The organism is Micromonospora sp. C97 (assembly GCF_018070385.1).
Lineage (GTDB): Bacteria > Actinomycetota > Actinomycetes > Mycobacteriales > Micromonosporaceae > Micromonospora > Micromonospora parva.
The window spans coordinates 327,975-343,655 of record NZ_JAGPXU010000003.1 but is presented as its reverse complement, the minus strand read 5'-3'; the positions used below and the strand labels follow the sequence as shown (position 1 = coordinate 343,655).

Below are 15,681 nucleotides of genomic sequence, written 5' to 3'. Positions count from 1 at the left end.
CCGCCTCGGTGCCGGCGGCCCCGTCCCTGCCGCCGGCACCACCTCACCCCAGGAAGGAGGAACGACGGGCGTACCCCCGCACCCGTCGACGGGCAACGCACCGACACCCACCCCCGAAAGGTGTAGCGACCCATGTCCAGAACTGGCACCACACGAGGCACGCCGCCGAGCGGCCCGCCCCACCCCGTCCCCGCCACCACCCGCACCGGTCGACGGCTGCTCGCCGGTGCGCTCGCCGGAATGCTTCTCGTCACCGCGCCGGTCGTCACCCCCACGGCCAGCGCGGCACCGAAGGCCGATCCCTCCGCCGCAGCCGCTCGCGTGGCCATGCTCGCCGGCCTTTCCGCGACCATGACCGCCAGCAGTTACAACCAGAACTACGTCGCGGTCAACGCCAACGACGGCAACGCCTCGACCTACTGGGAAAGCGCCAACAACGCGTTCCCGCAGTGGATCCAGGCGGACCTGGGCGCCACCGTCACCGTGGACCGGGTGGTGCTGAAGCTGCCGCCCTCGTCGGACTGGCAGACCCGCACGCAGACCCTGTCGGTGCTGGGCTCGACCAACGGCTCGTCCTTCACCACCCTGAAGGCGTCCGCCGGCTACACGTTCAATCCGAGCAGCGGCAACACCGCCACCGTCAGCTTCACCGCCGCCAGCACCCGCTACGTACGCGTGCAGGTCACCGGCAACACCGGCTGGCCGGCCGCGCAGTTCTCCGAGGTGGAGGTGTACGGCGCCACCGGCAGCACCGACACCCAGGCCCCGAGCGTCCCGGGCAACCTGGCGTACACCCAGCCGGCCAGCGGGCAGATCCGGCTCACCTGGTCGGCGTCGACCGACAACGTCGCTGTGACCGGCTACGACATCTACGCCAACGGCGCGCTGCGCGGCAGCGTCAACGGCTCGACAGTGACGTACACCGACAACCAGGCGGACAGCGCCACCGTCTCGTACTACGTGCGGGCCAAGGACGCGGCCGGCAACCAGTCGGCGAACAGCAACACCGTGACCCGGACCGGCACCGGCACCCCACCGACCGGGAGCAACCTGGCGGTCGGTAAGCCGATCACCGCCTCCGGGTTCGTGCACACGTTCGTGGCCACCAACGCCAACGACAACAACGTGGCCACCTACTGGGAGGGCAACGGCAACCCGAGCACGCTGACCGTGCAGCTCGGCGCGAACGCCAGCTTCAGCCAGATCGTGCTGAAGCTCAACCCGGACTCGGCGTGGGGCACGCGTACCCAGAACATCACGGTGCTCGGCCGGGACCAGGCCTCGTCGTCCTTCACCACACTGGTCGGGGCGGCGAACTACACCTTCAACCCGGGCAGCGGCAACACGGTGACCATCCCGGTCTCCGGCGCGGCCGCCGACGTACGGCTCTCGATCGCCTCGAACACCGGCGCACCGGCCGGGCAGGTGGCCGAGTTCCAGGTCTTCGGCACCCCCGCGCCGAACCCGGACCTGACCGTGACCGGCATGTCGTTCAGCCCGTCCGCCCCCGTGGAGACCAGCACCATCACGCTCTCCGCGACGGTGCGCAACGCCGGTTCGGCGGCCTCCGGGGCGACGAACGTCAACTTCTACCTGGGCGCCACCCGGGTCGGCACCGCATCGGTCGGCAGCCTCGCGGCCGGCGCGTCGACGACTGTCAGCGCCAGCATCGGCACCCGCGACTCGGGCAGCTACCCGCTGAGCGCGAAGGTCGACGAGTCGAACACCGTCGTCGAGTCCGACGACACCAACAACAGCTACTCCAACCCCAGCCCGCTGGTGGTCGGTGCGGTGGCCAGCTCCGACCTGGTCGCCTCGGCCGTCGACTGGTCGCCGGGCAACCCGCCGCCGGGCAGCACCGTCACCTTCTCCGTGTCGATCCGCAACGCCGGCAACCAGGCGTCCGCGTCCGGCGCGCACGGCATCACGCTCACCGTGCTCAACGAGTCCGGCACCGCCGTCCGGACCCTGACCGGCTCGTACTCCGGCGTGATCAACGCCGGTGCGACGGTCGGACCGGTCAACCTGGGCACCTGGACCGCCGCGAACGGCAAGTACACCGTCCGGGTGGTGCTCGCCGTGGACGGCAACGAACTGCCGGTCAAGCAGACCAACAACACCACCGACCGCCCGCTCTTCGTGGGGCGCGGCGCGAACCTCGGCTACGACATGTACGAGGCCGAGGACGGCACCACCGGCGGCGGCGCCGGGCAGGTCGGCCCGAACCGGGACATCGGCAACCTCGGCGGCGAGGCGTCCGGGCGTCGGGCGGTCACCCTGAACAGCACCGGCGCGTACGTCGAGTGGACCACCCGGGCGGCGACCAACACCCTGGTCACCCGCTTCTCGATTCCCGACGCACCGGGCGGCGGGGGGATCGACTCGACGCTCAACATCTACGTCAACGGCACCCTCCACAAGCCGATCAACCTGACCTCCAAGCACATCTGGTTGTACGGCGCGGAGGCCAGCCCGAGTGACTCGCCGAGTGCCGGCCCGCCTCGCCACCTGTACGACGAGGCGAACGTGATGCTGAACTCGACCATCCCGGCCGGCAGCAGGATCCGTCTGCAGAAGGACCCGGCCAACACCACCACGTACGCGATCGACTTCGTCAACCTGGAGCTGGTCGCACCCCGGGCCAACCCGGACCCGGCCCGTTACCGGGTGCCGTCCGGCTTCAGCCACCAGGACGTGCAGAACGCGCTGGACGCGGTCCGGATGGACACCACCGGCAACCTGGTCGGCGTCTACCTGCCGGCCGGCACCTACGAGACCGCCCAGAAGTTCCAGGTGTACGGCAAGCCGATCACCGTGACGGGCGCGGGCATGTGGTACACCCGCTTCCAGACGCCGACCGGCCAGCAGAACACCGACGCGGGCTTCCGGGTGGAGTCCTCGGCCAGCGGGTCGTCCTTCTCGCACCTGGCCTTCTTCGGCAACTACACCAACCGGATCGACGGGCCGGGCAAGGTGTGGGGTGAGCTGAAGGACGTCGACAACATGACCCTGGACAGTGTCTGGGTCGAGCACACCGTCTGCGCGTACTGGGGGGTGAGCGTCAGCGGGCTGACCATCAAGAACAGCCGCTTCCGCAACACCTTCGCCGACGGGGTGAACCTGACCAACGGGAGCACCAACAACCTGATCACCAACACCGAGGGGCGGTCGAACGGCGACGACGCGTTCGCTCTCTTCTCGGCGACCGACCAGGGTGCCTCGGTCGGCAACAACGGCAACGTGTTCGAGAACCTGACGGCCACGCTGACGTGGCGGGCGGCCGGGTTGGCGGTCTACGGCGGCTACAACAACATCTTCCGCAACCTCTACATCGCGGACATGTTGACGTACTCCGGGATCACCATCAGCTCGCTGGACTTCGGCTACCCGTTCATCGGGTTCGGGGCCAGCCCGCCCACCCAGTTCCAGAACATCTCGATCGTCAGAGCCGGCGGACACTTCTGGGGCTCCCAGACGTTCCCCGCGATCTGGGTCTTCTCCGCATCCAAGGAGTTCCGCGGCATCCGGGTGTCCGACGTGGACATCGTCGACCCGACGTACACCGGGATCATGTTCCAGACCAAGTACAACGGGTCGCAGCCGGAGAACCCGATCACCGACACGGTCTTCACCAACGTATCGATCAGCGGCGTCCGCAAGAGCGGTGACGCGTACGACGCGAAGTCCGGCTTCGCGATCTGGGCCAACGAGATGCCGGAACCCGGTCAGGGCCCGGCGGTCGGCTCGGTCACCTTCACCAACCTGCGGCTGACCAACAACTACCAGGACATCCGCAACACCACGACAACCTTCACCATCAACCGCAACTGAGCTAGCGCGTGGTCGACGCCGTCGGGAGGGTCCCCTCTTCCGGCGGCGTCGTGCCGTGCCGGCCCGCGCCGGCGGCAAACCGGGCCGCGCCGGCCAGCGCGTCCGCCGCCAGCGAGTCCATCCCGTACGCCAACTCGGTCGCCAGCGCCTCCGGCTCCGGCCGCCCCGCGCCGGCCAGCACCGCGGCCCGGTCGTTGCGCAGGCAGGTCTGCGGGTGCCGGGCGATCGACGCCGCCAACTCCTCGGCCGCCGCCCGCGCCTGGCCGGGTGGCACCACCCGGTTGACCAACCCCATCGTGTACGCCTCATCGGCCGGCACCGGGCGGCCGGTGAGGATCAGGTCCATCGCCCGGCTCTCGCCGATCAACCGGGGCAGCCGGACGGTGCCGCCGTCGATCAACGGCACTCCCCAGCGGCGGCAGAACACGCCGAGGGTCGCATCGGACTCGGCGACCCGCAGGTCACACCAGAGCGCCAACTCCAGGCCGCCGGCCACCGCGTACCCGGAGATCGCCGCGATCACCGGTTTGCTGAGCGTCATCCGGGTCGGACCCATCGGGCCGTCCCCCTCCGGCTCCACCCGATTGCCGCTCGGCGTGCCGATCGCCGTGAGGTCGGCACCGGAGCAGAACGTGCCCCCGGCACCCCAGAGCACCGCCACCGCCGAGTCCGGGTCGGCCTCGAAGGCCCGGAACGCGTCCGCCAGCGACCGCGCGGTGGGACCGTCGACGGCGTTCCGCGTCGCCGGCCGATCCAGCACCACTGTGCTGACCGGTCCACGCCGCTCCACCCGCACACCCATCCCGCCAGCATGCCCGGCCCGCCGCACCCCCACAATCCCCGTCGATCTTGCACTTCCGGGTGGCGTTATGCGGATTGTGCCCCGGACCCTCGGCGCAGGGCCTGCGCGATCGGCGGCTTGGGGGTGCGGCAGGTTTGTCGCCGCCGACCGGTTTGCGACGACGATCGCCGGGAAGTCGGTACTCGTGCGAGCACTATTGACGAAAGTTGAGCAGGACTCCCGGCTGGATGGCGCGGGTGACCGGTTGCAGAAGGTCGTCCTGGGGACGCTGCGTCCGCGCCGGCTGCGCGATCTGCTGCACGGGGTGACCCTCGGGCACCCGCTGCACCCGGCGATGGTGCAGGTGCCGGTCGGTGCGTGGATCAGCGCCGCGGTGCTGGACCTCATGCCCGGGCAGCGCCGGCCGGCCGCCGTGCTGGTCGGTCTGGGCACGGTCAGCGCGCTGCCAGCGGCCGTCGCCGGTCTGAACGACTGGGCGGCGCTCGCCCGGGACCAGCGTCGGGTCGGCCTGGTGCACGCCGCTGCCAACACCGTCGGCATGGCGATCTACGCCGGCTCGCTGGCCGCTCGGATGTCCGGCCGCCACGGGATGGGCCGCGCGCTCGGCTTCCTCGGGCTCTCCACCGTGAGCCTGGGGGCGTACATCGGGGGTCACCTCGCGTACAAGCAGGGGGCGCAGGTCAACCAGAGCATCTCCGAGCTGCACCGGATGACCGACGGTTGGCACTCGTTGGCCGACATGGCGACGTTGCCGCAACGCACCCTGATCACCCGGGAGGTGGACGACAACATCTCGGTGATCCTCTACCGGCACGGTGACGAGGTGACGGTGATGTTGGAGCGCTGCCCGCACCAGAGCGGGCCGCTCGGCGAGGGCGAAGTGCAGGAGATCGACGGTCACGCCTGTGTGGTCTGCCCGTGGCACGGCAGCGCGTTCCGGCTCAACGGCGGCGAGGTAGTGCAGGGACCGTCCGGCAACGACCAGCAGGTCCTGCCCACCCGGATCCAGAACGGCGTGCTCCAGACCCGCCTGCCCTGACCATCGGCCGCGACCGCTGCTCTGGTCGGCGGCGATGCTCGTGCACGGCCCCCATCGAGCGGGCCGGCCCGCGACACGTCGGCGCACCCGGTAACACTCCGTGGCGGCCCCGGAGGCAATGACACGCTCGACGCCGATGCCTGTGGGTCATCTTTATGACTCACAGGCATCTCGCTTCCCGAGGAATTGCCTCGGGGCGCTCCCGCTGCGACCGGGTGACCAGACCGTCGGCGCGTGCTGGCCGATCGTCGTGGCCTGCGGCCAGGCGGCACACCCCCGCACCAGACGCGGAGCCTGAACAGGGCCAGCCGTGCGACAGCGTCGCGCGGGTCGATCGCCTCAGCTGCGTCGGTGGCGGCCGACCGGCGGTCCGTCCGGTACGGAATCCAACCCGTGCTCACCGTTGAACAGCCCGCCTTCGGCACCGGCGCCGGCCCAGCCGTCGTCGCCACTCCACTCGCCAGCGCCATCGGTAGCCATTCCGCCGCCGGCGGGTGCCGTGCCGCCGCCGGCGGGTGCCGTGCCGCTGCCGGTAGGTGCGACGCCGCTGCCATTAGGCGTCATCCCGGTGCCGCGAAGTGCGAGATCGTTCCCGCCCGGTGCCGCGCCACCGGTCGGTGTCGAGGGGCCCTCGATGGCCGCCGCCCGGCTGGCAGCCCACGCGGCCCCGCTACCGGCCGCCCCACCACTGGTCGGCCGGCCCGCCCCGCCAGTGCTCAGCCCTGCCCCATCGCCGCTCCGGCCCGCCCCGCCAGTGTTCCGGCCCGCCCCGCCGCTGCTGCTCCGGGCCGCGCCGCCTCGGGGTCTGCGGGAGGGAGCGGCCAGCCGGGGAGCGCCGGCTGCGGTGGCCGGGCGGCGGCGCAGTCCCAGGACAGCGCCGATCTGGGCGCCGACGATGCTCGCCACGGCCAGTACGGCGGAGACCGCCAGCGGGCGGTTCACCCGATCGACGTCACCGGCCCGGGCCGCACCGACCGTCATCGCGGGCGGCTGGCCCGTCGACTGCGTACCGCTGGGTGGTGCCGGGGTCACCCGCGGGGGTGCGGCCTGCTCGGGTGCTGGCCGGGGCGCGGGCGGCTTCGGCGCCGTGGGCCGGTCGACGAGCCGGCCGGTGGCGTGCTGCCGGGCCCCCTGGTCGGTGGCCTCGGTGGGCAGTCGGAGTAGTTGGCCGGGGCGGATCCGGTCCGGGTCGTCGAGCTTGTTGAGCTTGGCGAGCTGCCGGTAGTCGCCGAACTCGTCCAGGTACCGCTCGGCCACCTCCCCGAGGTAGTCGCCCCGCGCCACCCGGTACACCGGTGCGGCCTCGTCGGTCGCCGCCGGGCCGCCGGGTGCGGCGAGCCCTGCCCCGGCCAGGCCGAGCAGCCCGCCCCGGGCCACCGGCGCGGCAGTGTCCGGTGTCGTCGCGGCGCGGGTCGGCGCGGCCAGCGTGGTGACGGCCGGTGCGCCCGGATTCGCGTACGCCGGAGCTCCATAGACCGCCGCGGCGCTGGCGGCGGCCGGGCTCGCCACCAGGATCAGCGCCACCGAGCCGACCAGCGCGGCGGCGGCCTTCTGCTGGCGGCCCATTCCGGGCAGCTTCGGCGCCGGCCGGCGCAGGGTCTGCGCGCCCAGCTCGACGAGGACGGAGAAGGCGAACGTGGCCCAGCCGAACCAACCCGCAACGGCCAACGCCCGCAGGAAGAGCTGGCCGTCATCCCGGCTGGTCAGCGCGGTTCCCACCTCCCCGAGGGTGGGCAGGTGATCGGGCAGGGGGTTACCGGCGAAGGCGAGCAACGCGATCGGCGCGCCGACCAGCAGCACCAGGAGCACGGCCAGTGCGCCGATGCCGGTGAGGATCCGTCCGGTCCGCCGTACCACGGACCCACCCGATACGGGCATGGCTGCCTTCCTTCCTACGCTGCTGCGGTGATGGCACGTGCGGTCGCCTCGCCGGTGACGGTGACCGTCTTGTCCTGGACGAACGGTCCGAGCATCGAGCGGTGGTAGGTGATGGAGACGGTCACCCGGATCAGGATCTCCCCGTCGACCTCGGGAAAGCTCACGGTGTGGCCGGCGGCCTTCGCGGCAGCCAGGTAGTCGGCGACCGCCACGCGTGCCTGCGGCTGGTCGATCCGTTTCGGGCCGCCCTCGATGGCGGTGGCCCGGTCGATGGCCTGACCGCCGGCCCGAGCCGCCTCGGCGGCCAGGTTCTGGGCCCGTTGCAGGGTGCGGAGCTGACCGGCGCCGTCGAAGGAGAGACCGATGATGGCCAGTACGCCGATCATCGTCACCGCGAGGAAGATGCTCACCCGGCCGTGCTCACCTGCCCGCGCGGGCCCGGCGGCCGACGTGGTGGCCGTCATCGCCGACTCCGGTAACGGTCGAGCGGGGAGGTGAACTGCCCGGTGATCAGCCGTTCACTCGTCATCCCAGGCAGGATGTCGAGGGTGATGTCCCGGAAGGACACCCGGCAGCTGATTGTCACCGTCACCGTGGCGTCCGTACCGACCGAGCTGCTGAAGGCGTCGTCGAACCCGGAGTCCTTGCCGGCGATCGAGCCGGTGAACGTCGGCTCCAGGTCGTTGGCGCAGGCCAGGCCGTGCCAGTCCAGCTGTTTCCGGGCGGCCTCCAACGCCGCCGTCTTGGCGGTGGCGGAACTGCGGGAGATCGAGGCCGCCCGGGCGGCGTCGTGCGCGGCCGCGTCGAGCGCCTCCGCCGCCACCGCGCTGCGCCCGACCACGCCGGCCAGCACCATCAGCGCGATGAACGCGGGCGCCAGCACCGCCACCTCGATGGAGACCGAGCCCCGCTCGGCGGCCCGGGTCATGGCGGGGTCACCCTCTCCACCGTGCCGTGGGCGGTCTGCTGTATCGCGAAGTCCACGCCGGGCACCACGGACAGCGAGCGGCCGCTCACCGTGCAGGTCACCTCGGTCGGGCTGGTCACGCAGGTCGGGCCGGCCTTGTCCCAGCCCACCAGCCAGCCACCGGCGGCTCGCAGGAAGCGGGAGGCGCTCTCCACCCCGGCGCCGTCGGGCGCCTCATAGGTCCGCTGCGCGTTGACGCCACTCTGCGCCGCGTTCAACGCGGTGGAGCGGGCCAGGAAGACGGCCGCGACCTGGATCGAGGCGAAGAGCAGCACCAGGATCAGCGGCATCATCACGGCAAGCTCCACCGGGTTGGCCCCCCGCTCACGGTCGTCGGCCGCGAGAGGGTGCCGGGCGGCGGTGACCGCCCGGCTCCACCTCGACGACATTGCTCGACTCACGCCGGCTACTTCGGGGGCGAGTAGCCCGGGATCTTGGTCATCCAGTCGTTGGCCTTGGTCAGCGCCAACGCGGTGACAGCCATGGCGACGGCGACCAGGCCGGCGATGATCACCGCGGTGGGCACCGGGCTGTCGCCCCGCTCACCGTCGCGGCGCAACTCGGCCAGGCGCGTCGTCAGCACGACGTGCAGATAGCTGAGGATGGACATCGCGTTCTCCTTCAAGGGGGTGGGGTCAGACACGGGTGATGAACGGATAGAGGACGAACCCGAGCAGCACGAAGACGAGCAGCGCGCCCGGGATGTCGAGCTTGCTGGTCACCCCCTCGGCGCGGGTGAGGTTGTCGGTGCGGATCTGGTCGCGCAGCGAGTCGGCCCGACTGCGCAGCGTCTCGTGCACCTGCGCGCCCTCGCTGCCGGACGAGCGCATGATCGCGCCGACGTCCCCCAACTCCGGAATGCCGACCTTGTCGGCGAGGTCGCGGAGTTCGTCCCAGGGCGCGTGCATCTGCATCTGGGCGATCCGCAGCGACTCCTGCAGCCGGTCGAACACCCAGCCGTCACAGACCGCCGCCGCCCGCTCCAGCGACTGCACCGGCCCGTGCGCCGCCGAGAGCTGCAACGCCACCAGGTCGAGGTAGGTGCAGACGGCCTGGCGGAACTCGTCACGGGCGGCATCCGCCTTGGTCAGCACCGCCCGGTGCGCCAGCAGACCGCCCAGCAGCGCCAGGCCCAGGCTGCCGAGCACCGGCACCACCAGCGGGAACGAGACGCCGAGCGCCCACAGCGTCACCCCGAGCAGCGTCGGCGTGGCCAGCCCGATCAGCGTGGAGAGCAGCACCGACAGCGCGTACTGCTCGGGCGTCTGACCAATCAGGGCCAGCTGCCGCTGCGGCGGTCGCAACCAGCGGGACAACCCGGTCAGCGAGTCGAGCCGCCGGGACGCGGGCGTGGCGACCCGGCCGGTGCCCGGTGGCTGGTGTAGCCGGCGCAGCGCCGGCCCGAGCGCCGGTGTCGCCGGCACCAGCTCCCGGACCACCAGGAAAACACCCAGACCGATCCCGGCGCCACCGCAGACCGCGAGAGCCAACTGCCAGTTCACGATCACGCGATCACCTCGGCCGGGTCGGGCGCCGGCAGGAACCGGGCCGGACGTCGCGGCTGGCTCATCGACCGCACCCAGGCCAGCAGGCCGATGAAGGCGGCACCGAGGGCGGCCATCACCAGCTGACCCACCGGCGTGCCGTACGGCTTGATGTACTCGATGTTGATCAGCCCGTACGCCAGGGTCGCCAGGGTCATTCCGGTGAGGAAGCGGACCGCGAACCGGGGCTGCGTACGCTTGGCCTCGATCTCCCGACGGGTCGCCACCTCGGCGGACGCCGCGCCGGCGATCGAACCGAGCACGTCACCCAGCCGCTCACCCCGGTCCGACAGGTGCAGGATCAGCGCCGCCACCACCTGGTCGCAGACCGGGTCGGCGATCTCGTCGGCGAACGCCAGCAGCGCGGAACGGGCCAGCCAGCCGGCCTGTAGACGGGCGGCGAGCAGCCGTACCTCGTCCTCGATGCCGGGTGGCACGCTGCCGATCGTGCCGATGATCGACTGCTGGAGACCCTGCCCGGTGCCGGAGACGTCCTTGAGTCGGCGGGTCCACTCGCCGACCGCCTCGATCCGGGCGATCGCCCGCTGTTCGGCCTTGCCCACCCCGAACAGCCACGGGGTGCCGGGCACCGCCACCGCCACCAGCAGGCCCACCACTGGCAGACCGGTCAACAGGAACGCCAGCGCGCCGGCGGCCACCGCGGCGACCAGCAGCGCCTGGTAGGCCCGCTGCTCGGCCGGAGTGCTGCCCGGCCCCCGCCACAGTCGGCTCAGCCCCGGGCCGCCGCCCGGGGTCGGCCCGGGCGGCCGGCGGGTGCCGACCAGCGCGACCACGGCCAGCAGCAACCCGGCCACACAGGCGGCCCCGGAGATCACCGCGATCAGTTCCAGGCTGCCGAGCATCAGGTCACCGCCGGGCCAGTCGGGTCTGCCGGGGCCGCCGCCACGCGCCGGCACCGGCCTCGACCCACCGGGTCAGCAGCCGCGCGTCGTAACCCACCCGCAGCAACTGGTCACGGACCCGCTCCGGCAGGTGCCGGGGGACCGCACGACCGTCCGGGCCGGGCCCGAAGACCGTGGTGGTGGTGATCCGACCGGCTTCGCCGGCCCCGATCACCTCCTCCACATGAGAGACGAACCGGTGTTTGCGCCCACCGATCGCGGTCTCGTCCTCGACGGTGACGTAGACGATCAGGTCGAGCGCGTTGCCGGCCATCCGGCGGGCCTGGTCGACTGTCATCTCCCGGCCGTGCGCCAACGCCAGCTCGACGATCCGTTCACCCACACCCGCCGCGGTACGGGCGTGGATGGTGCACATCGACCCCCGGCTGGTGGTCATCGCCTGGAGCATCGGCACGATCTCCCGGGACCGCACCTCACCCACGATGATCCGCAGGACGCCCATCCGCAGCGACAGCGGGATCAGGTCGGCGATGGTCACCTCACCGGCCGGGCGGCCGTCGAAGCCGCGTTCGCCGTGGCCCTCCCGGGCCTCGAAGCTCATCACCGCCCGGTGCCGTTCCCGGCGGCGGGCCGGGAGCAGCTCCCGACTCTCCTCCAGCAGCACGTACGGCTCGTCGGGTGGGATCTCGTTCATCAGCGCCCGGATGACAGTGGTCTTTCCGGCACCGGCCAACCCGGCGACCATGATGTTCAGACCGGCGCGCATGGCCGCGCGGAGAAAGTCGCGCAGCAGCGGGTCGATCATCTCGTCCAGGTCGTTGCGGGCGCCCGCGAGGTCGTCGAGGCTCACGTCCAGGGTGTTGTGCTTGCGGATCACCGCGTACGGGCGGTGGCTGACCAGGAACACCGCTGCCAACCGGCTGCCGTCGGGCAGTTGCAGGTCGAGGGTCGGCTTCACTGTGGACAGGGAGCGCTCGGTGGCGCCCGCCCGCCGGGCCGCCGCCTGGAGGATCTCCACCAGTTCGGCGTCGCTGTCGGCGATCGGCTCGGCCCAGTCCACCCCACCGCCGTGCCGGGTGATGCGTACCTGGTCGCAGCCGAGGATGTGCACCTCCTCGATGGTGTCGTCGACAAGCAGGGTCTGTAGCCGGCCGAGCCCGACCAACTCGGCGGTCACCTGGTCGAGCAGCAGACGTTCCTCGCTGGCGGCCATCGGCGTACCGGCCCGGCGCACCGAGTCCGCGTACGCGGCGACGACGGTGACAGCGAGGCGGGCCCGCTCGGTGTCCTCCTCGTCGACGGTGAACTCCCGGCCGCGCTGCCAGAGGGTGAGCCGTTCGGTGAGTTCCCGGCGCAGCTCCCGGACCACCTGGAAGTCCATTCGCGGCCGGGGCGGCGGCTCCGGCGGCGCGGTCACCGCGGGCATCGGCTGCGGCACGGACTGGTGGTGCCGGCCGTTCGGCACGGCCAGTGGCGGCGCGGTCGAGGTCACGCCGGGTGGCTGCTGGCGCGGATCGGTGGAGACCGGCTCAAACCGCATCCGGCACCCCCTGCTGCACGGGCCACGCCAGGCGGGCCCGTCGCCGCTCCAGGAGCGCCCCGATCGGGACCTCCAGCGCGGCCGCCGCGCGCATCAGCGGCCGACCGGCGCGCACGGTCCCGCCCAGGGCGAGCACCCGGGCGGTACGCGGATCGTGCGGCAGCCGTGCGATCACCGGCAGCTTCAGCGCCCGGCTGATCTCGGCCCGCCCGTGACCGTCGCCGACCAGCAGCAGCCGCAGGGTGCCGGGGGCCACCCGGTGCTCGGCGAAGTCCCGTTCGATGGTGGTGACCACCGCGCGGGTGCCGGAGAGGTCCGGCAGGTGCGCCCGGGTCACCAACAGCACCACCGACGCGGCCCGCAACACCGGCCACGGCGGCCCGGTCACGTGCAACCGGCCACAGTCGACAAGCACGTCGTAGCCGGGTGTGCCGCGGTCGAGGGCGTCGAAGTAGTCGGCGAAGCGCTGCCAGAGCGGGGTGACGCTGCCGCTCTGGGCGGGGTCGACGAGGCCGGGCAGCAGCAGCCGTTCCCGGTGGGGCGCGTCCAGGTCGACCAGCTGCGACCAGAACCCGGTCTCCAGGTTGCCGTCGCGCAGCTCCCCGACGGCCAGCTCGCCGATGCCGCGTGGGCCGTCCAGTTGGCCGCCGAGGTAGCCGGCGAGGATCGAGCCGCCGGCCGGGTCACATTCGGCGACCACCAGCCGTCGGTGCCAGGCCAGCGCGCAGGCCAGCGCCGAGGTGGTGACGCCGGGTGAGCCCTTCGCGGACACCAGCGCGATGATCGCCATGCTCAGGCCGCCTCGGTCAGCACGACGGCGAGCCGTTCCTGTGCGGCGAGCGCCACCACGGCGGGCACGTCACGGGTGAGTAGCGCCAGGTACAGGACCTTGTCGTCGTTGCCGGGGCTGACCATGTCGATGACGGTGGCCGGGAACCGGGTGCCGGCGGCGGCGGGCGGGTCTCCGTTGGTGCTGGTGTCCGGGGTGCTGACCAGCAGGACCTTGTCGCCGGGGTGCAGTTCACGGGCCGGCACCTGGGCGGTCTTCAGACCCAGCGCGATCTGCTGCTGGCCGGGGCCGAGCAGCGGGTCGTCGGTGACCTGTCCCAGGGTGAGCAGCGTGCCCGGAAGCAGCGCGACAGCTGCCCGTTTGCCAACCACCTCGTCGAGCCGTCCGGCGGGCACCGGGCGCAGCCCCTGCCCGCCGGCGACCTGCACGGTGACCAGGTCCGCGGCGCTGATCTCGCGGCCCACCTCCACCGGGCGGGCCACCGCCAGATAGCTGCCGGTGGCCCGGACCGAGGTGACCGCGAATGCCGCACCCAGCCCGCCCAGGGCGATCAGGAGGACGGCGAGACCGAGGAGCCCGGGGCGGACCCGCCGCTGGCGGACCACAGTGGGCGGGTTGACGGGCGCGTCCACGGATCCGGTCCCGTTGCGGGTCGCGAGGCTCATCGGGTCACCACCTGGAGTTCGTTGATCTGGATCGGCACCGTGCCGCTGTTTCGGGTCACCGGGATCACTCCGCTCTCGCCGCCGCCGCTCCAGGTCACCGTCCAGTACGTGGTGGCGGTGACCTGGTAGGTGTCGGCCTTCTGGTAGCCCTTGTCGTAGCCGCAGTCCGGGGAGGTGCCGCCGGCCCGGTCACCCTTCGGGTCGTACGGGGTGCCGGGGCCGTCGCAGGCGACCTGCTCCTGGTTGCCCATGTCCCAGACGATCTCGCGGACCTTCGCCTCGATGGAGACGGTCACGTCCCGGTCGGACGCGGACGCGGTCAGCGGTCCGAAGTAGCTGGTGCTCGGTGCCGCCCACATCCACACGGGCAGGCCGACGAGTCCGGGGCCGATGCTCTTGCGGGGCGCGACCCTGAGCGGCGCCGGGAGCAGCTTGATCGACGCCAGGGCGCGGCGGGCCAGCTCCTCCGGGTTCGGCGGTGCGCCGAAGCCGGCCGGCGGGTCGGCCAGCGTCACCACGTCCTGGGCACCGAGGTCGCCGCCGTTGCAGGTCTGCAGGTACCACTGCTCGCCCTCGGGTGGCTCGGTCGGCCCCTCGGTCAGCTTGTAGTAGCACCCGTCGCCGTTGTTGAACCAGCCCAGGTCCTCGTCGTAGCAGGGAATGGTCCGCCCGTTCCACTGGCAGACACCGCCCCCGCCGCCACCGCCGTCTTCACCCCCACCGTCGTCTCCGCCGCCGGGACCGCCCGGGTTGCCGGGTTCGTCGTCCCAGACGCTGCAGTCGGGCTGATCGGGCGGGCAACCGGCCCCCGGGTCGGCCCGTCGAGCGGCGGTGGCCGGCAGTGTGGCACCGAGCACCAGCAGGAGTGCGAGGCCGATCCCGGCGAGTGCCCGCCGGGTTGTCCCGGGCCGGGTCAGCACGGCTGGTCCCGGTGCGTCGCGCCATAGTTGATCAACCAGCGGCCGTCCGGGTACCGGGTTGCGGTGGCGGTGGAGAGGTGCCGGCCGCCGCCGCTGCCCGGCACGGGACGTTTGTCCTTGGCGTAGACCAGCCGGTAGCCGGTCGTGTCGAGACAGTCCTGAATCTCCACGGTGGCCGGTTTCGCGTCCAGGCTGACGGCGGTCACGGTCGGGTCGGACTTCACCGTTCCGGTACGCATGGCGCCGTGCTCCTTAGCCTCGCGAATGGACACCCGGACCCGAGTCAGAAGTGGATCAGCGAGAAACCGGGACAGTTCCGGCGAACGCGGATCACTGCGTTGGCCCGCCTTACGGGAGGCCGTGAGATAACCGGAGTACGCGTCAAGCGCCGCCTTTTCGGCAGCGTGCCGATCGACGTCGGGATTGGTCCGGTGCCCGTCGTCGCGTACCGGGGTCGGCCTTTCGACCGTTCCCCGTCCGCTGGCGCAGGCGGTGGCCGGTATCGCCGCCACGATCGCCAGCAGGCAGATTGCCGCTCGTCTGAGCTGCCGTCCGCGCACCGTCGAGCCTCCTCGTGGTCGCCCGGGGCGGTGGCTGTTCACCGCCGTCGGGCATGCGGAAGCGCGCCCGGATCAGCACATCCGGAGCCGTTCATTGCGCTTCGGCATTCACCGTTACGGATCTTTTGCGAATTCAGGTTCCTGTGTCGTCCGATGGTGAAGGTGAGGCTTGCGTCACACCCAAGGGGCGAGCATAGGCTGACGCTCGCCAATGCAACAGAGGCAATTCAAGTGAACACTCTGCGTGATGACAGGTGGTGGTGGCGGGTGTTCGCACCGCGC

13 protein-coding genes and 2 pseudogenes are annotated in these 15,681 nt (G+C 71.9%); 2 read left to right on the top strand and 13 right to left on the bottom strand.

The window, feature by feature from the left end:
• The first annotated feature begins 132 nt into the window (after positions 1–132).
• Complete coding sequence (locus tag KBX26_RS07955; protein ID WP_210865040.1) at positions 133–3,831, top strand: discoidin domain-containing protein; 3,699 nt, start codon at positions 133–135, stop codon at positions 3,829–3,831.
• A gap of 1 nt (position 3,832) precedes the next feature.
• On the opposite strand, the gene KBX26_RS07950 is transcribed toward KBX26_RS07955, so the two are convergent.
• Positions 3,833–4,633 carry a crotonase/enoyl-CoA hydratase family protein gene (locus tag KBX26_RS07950; protein ID WP_210859477.1) on the bottom strand — a complete coding sequence of 267 codons (801 nt, stop codon included), beginning with the start codon at positions 4,631–4,633 and terminating at the stop codon, positions 3,833–3,835.
• A gap of 184 nt (positions 4,634–4,817) precedes the next feature.
• On the opposite strand from KBX26_RS07950, the gene KBX26_RS07945 reads away from it, so the two are divergent.
• Positions 4,818–5,672 carry a Rieske 2Fe-2S domain-containing protein gene (locus KBX26_RS07945; protein ID WP_030332264.1) on the top strand — a complete coding sequence of 285 codons (855 nt, stop codon included), beginning with the start codon at positions 4,818–4,820 and terminating at the stop codon, positions 5,670–5,672.
• An 810-nt stretch (positions 5,673–6,482) separates the two neighbouring features.
• Here KBX26_RS07945 and KBX26_RS07940 read toward each other — a convergent pair.
• The 12 genes and pseudogenes from KBX26_RS07940 to KBX26_RS07885 all read right to left on the bottom strand — a co-directional run.
• Positions 6,483–7,550, bottom strand: a pseudogene (locus KBX26_RS07940) (LysM peptidoglycan-binding domain-containing protein); the annotation flags it as partial.
• 14 nt (positions 7,551–7,564) lie between these two features.
• Positions 7,565–8,014, bottom strand: a complete 450-nt coding sequence (locus KBX26_RS07935; RefSeq protein WP_030332268.1) for a pilus assembly protein TadG-related protein — start codon at positions 8,012–8,014, stop codon at positions 7,565–7,567.
• Positions 8,011–8,478 carry a TadE/TadG family type IV pilus assembly protein gene (locus tag KBX26_RS07930; RefSeq protein ID WP_030332270.1) on the bottom strand — a complete coding sequence of 156 codons (468 nt, stop codon included), beginning with the start codon at positions 8,476–8,478 and terminating at the stop codon, positions 8,011–8,013. The genes KBX26_RS07935 and KBX26_RS07930 overlap by 4 nt, the downstream gene beginning before the upstream one ends.
• Positions 8,475–8,906 carry a TadE/TadG family type IV pilus assembly protein gene (locus KBX26_RS07925; protein ID WP_030332271.1) on the bottom strand — a complete coding sequence of 144 codons (432 nt, stop codon included), beginning with the start codon at positions 8,904–8,906 and terminating at the stop codon, positions 8,475–8,477. Before KBX26_RS07925 ends, KBX26_RS07930 begins: the two co-directional genes overlap by 4 nt.
• A 17-nt stretch (positions 8,907–8,923) precedes the next feature.
• Positions 8,924–9,127: a hypothetical protein gene (locus tag KBX26_RS07920; protein ID WP_030332273.1), complete on the bottom strand. Its 204-nt coding sequence runs from the start codon at positions 9,125–9,127 to the stop codon at positions 8,924–8,926.
• 25 nt (positions 9,128–9,152) lie between these two features.
• Positions 9,153–10,022 carry a type II secretion system F family protein gene (locus tag KBX26_RS07915; protein ID WP_030332275.1) on the bottom strand — a complete coding sequence of 290 codons (870 nt, stop codon included), beginning with the start codon at positions 10,020–10,022 and terminating at the stop codon, positions 9,153–9,155.
• Positions 10,022–10,968: pseudogene (locus tag KBX26_RS07910) on the bottom strand (type II secretion system F family protein). The gene KBX26_RS07915 and the pseudogene KBX26_RS07910 overlap by 1 nt, the downstream one beginning before the upstream one ends.
• Complete coding sequence (locus tag KBX26_RS07905) at positions 10,929–12,464, bottom strand: CpaF family protein (protein WP_210865038.1); 1,536 nt, start codon at positions 12,462–12,464, stop codon at positions 10,929–10,931. The pseudogene KBX26_RS07910 and the gene KBX26_RS07905 overlap by 40 nt, the downstream one beginning before the upstream one ends.
• Positions 12,454–13,254, bottom strand: coding sequence for a ParA family protein (locus KBX26_RS07900; RefSeq protein WP_030332279.1), 801 nt, complete (start codon positions 13,252–13,254; stop codon positions 12,454–12,456). Before KBX26_RS07900 ends, KBX26_RS07905 begins: the two co-directional genes overlap by 11 nt.
• Positions 13,255–13,256: 2 nt before the next feature.
• Entirely contained in the window at positions 13,257–13,919 is a 663-nt protein-coding gene (locus KBX26_RS07895; RefSeq protein ID WP_030332281.1) for an SAF domain-containing protein, read from the bottom strand.
• Positions 13,916–14,839, bottom strand: a complete 924-nt coding sequence (locus KBX26_RS07890) for a hypothetical protein (protein ID WP_210865037.1) — start codon at positions 14,837–14,839, stop codon at positions 13,916–13,918. The genes KBX26_RS07895 and KBX26_RS07890 overlap by 4 nt, the downstream gene beginning before the upstream one ends.
• Positions 14,833–15,399 carry a hypothetical protein gene (locus tag KBX26_RS07885; protein WP_210865036.1) on the bottom strand — a complete coding sequence of 189 codons (567 nt, stop codon included), beginning with the start codon at positions 15,397–15,399 and terminating at the stop codon, positions 14,833–14,835. The genes KBX26_RS07890 and KBX26_RS07885 overlap by 7 nt, the downstream gene beginning before the upstream one ends.
• Positions 15,400–15,681 lie beyond the last annotated feature (282 nt).

Excerpts from the sequence above, each read along its gene's own strand:
- KBX26_RS07905 (WP_210865038.1), bottom strand. The coding sequence starts at position 12,464 with ATGCGGTTTGAGCCGGTCTCCACCGATCCGCGCCAGCAGCCACCCGGC.
- KBX26_RS07930 (WP_030332270.1), bottom strand. The coding sequence starts at position 8,478 with ATGACCCGGGCCGCCGAGCGGGGCTCGGTCTCCATCGAGGTGGCGGTG.
- KBX26_RS07935 (WP_030332268.1), bottom strand. The coding sequence starts at position 8,014 with ATGACGGCCACCACGTCGGCCGCCGGGCCCGCGCGGGCAGGTGAGCAC.
- KBX26_RS07955 (WP_210865040.1), top strand. The coding sequence starts at position 133 with ATGTCCAGAACTGGCACCACACGAGGCACGCCGCCGAGCGGCCCGCCC.
- KBX26_RS07900 (WP_030332279.1), bottom strand. The coding sequence starts at position 13,254 with ATGGCGATCATCGCGCTGGTGTCCGCGAAGGGCTCACCCGGCGTCACC.
- KBX26_RS07950 (WP_210859477.1), bottom strand. The coding sequence starts at position 4,633 with ATGGGTGTGCGGGTGGAGCGGCGTGGACCGGTCAGCACAGTGGTGCTG.
- KBX26_RS07920 (WP_030332273.1), bottom strand. The coding sequence starts at position 9,127 with ATGTCCATCCTCAGCTATCTGCACGTCGTGCTGACGACGCGCCTGGCC.
- KBX26_RS07895 (WP_030332281.1), bottom strand. The coding sequence starts at position 13,919 with ATGAGCCTCGCGACCCGCAACGGGACCGGATCCGTGGACGCGCCCGTC.
- KBX26_RS07925 (WP_030332271.1), bottom strand. The coding sequence starts at position 8,906 with ATGTCGTCGAGGTGGAGCCGGGCGGTCACCGCCGCCCGGCACCCTCTC.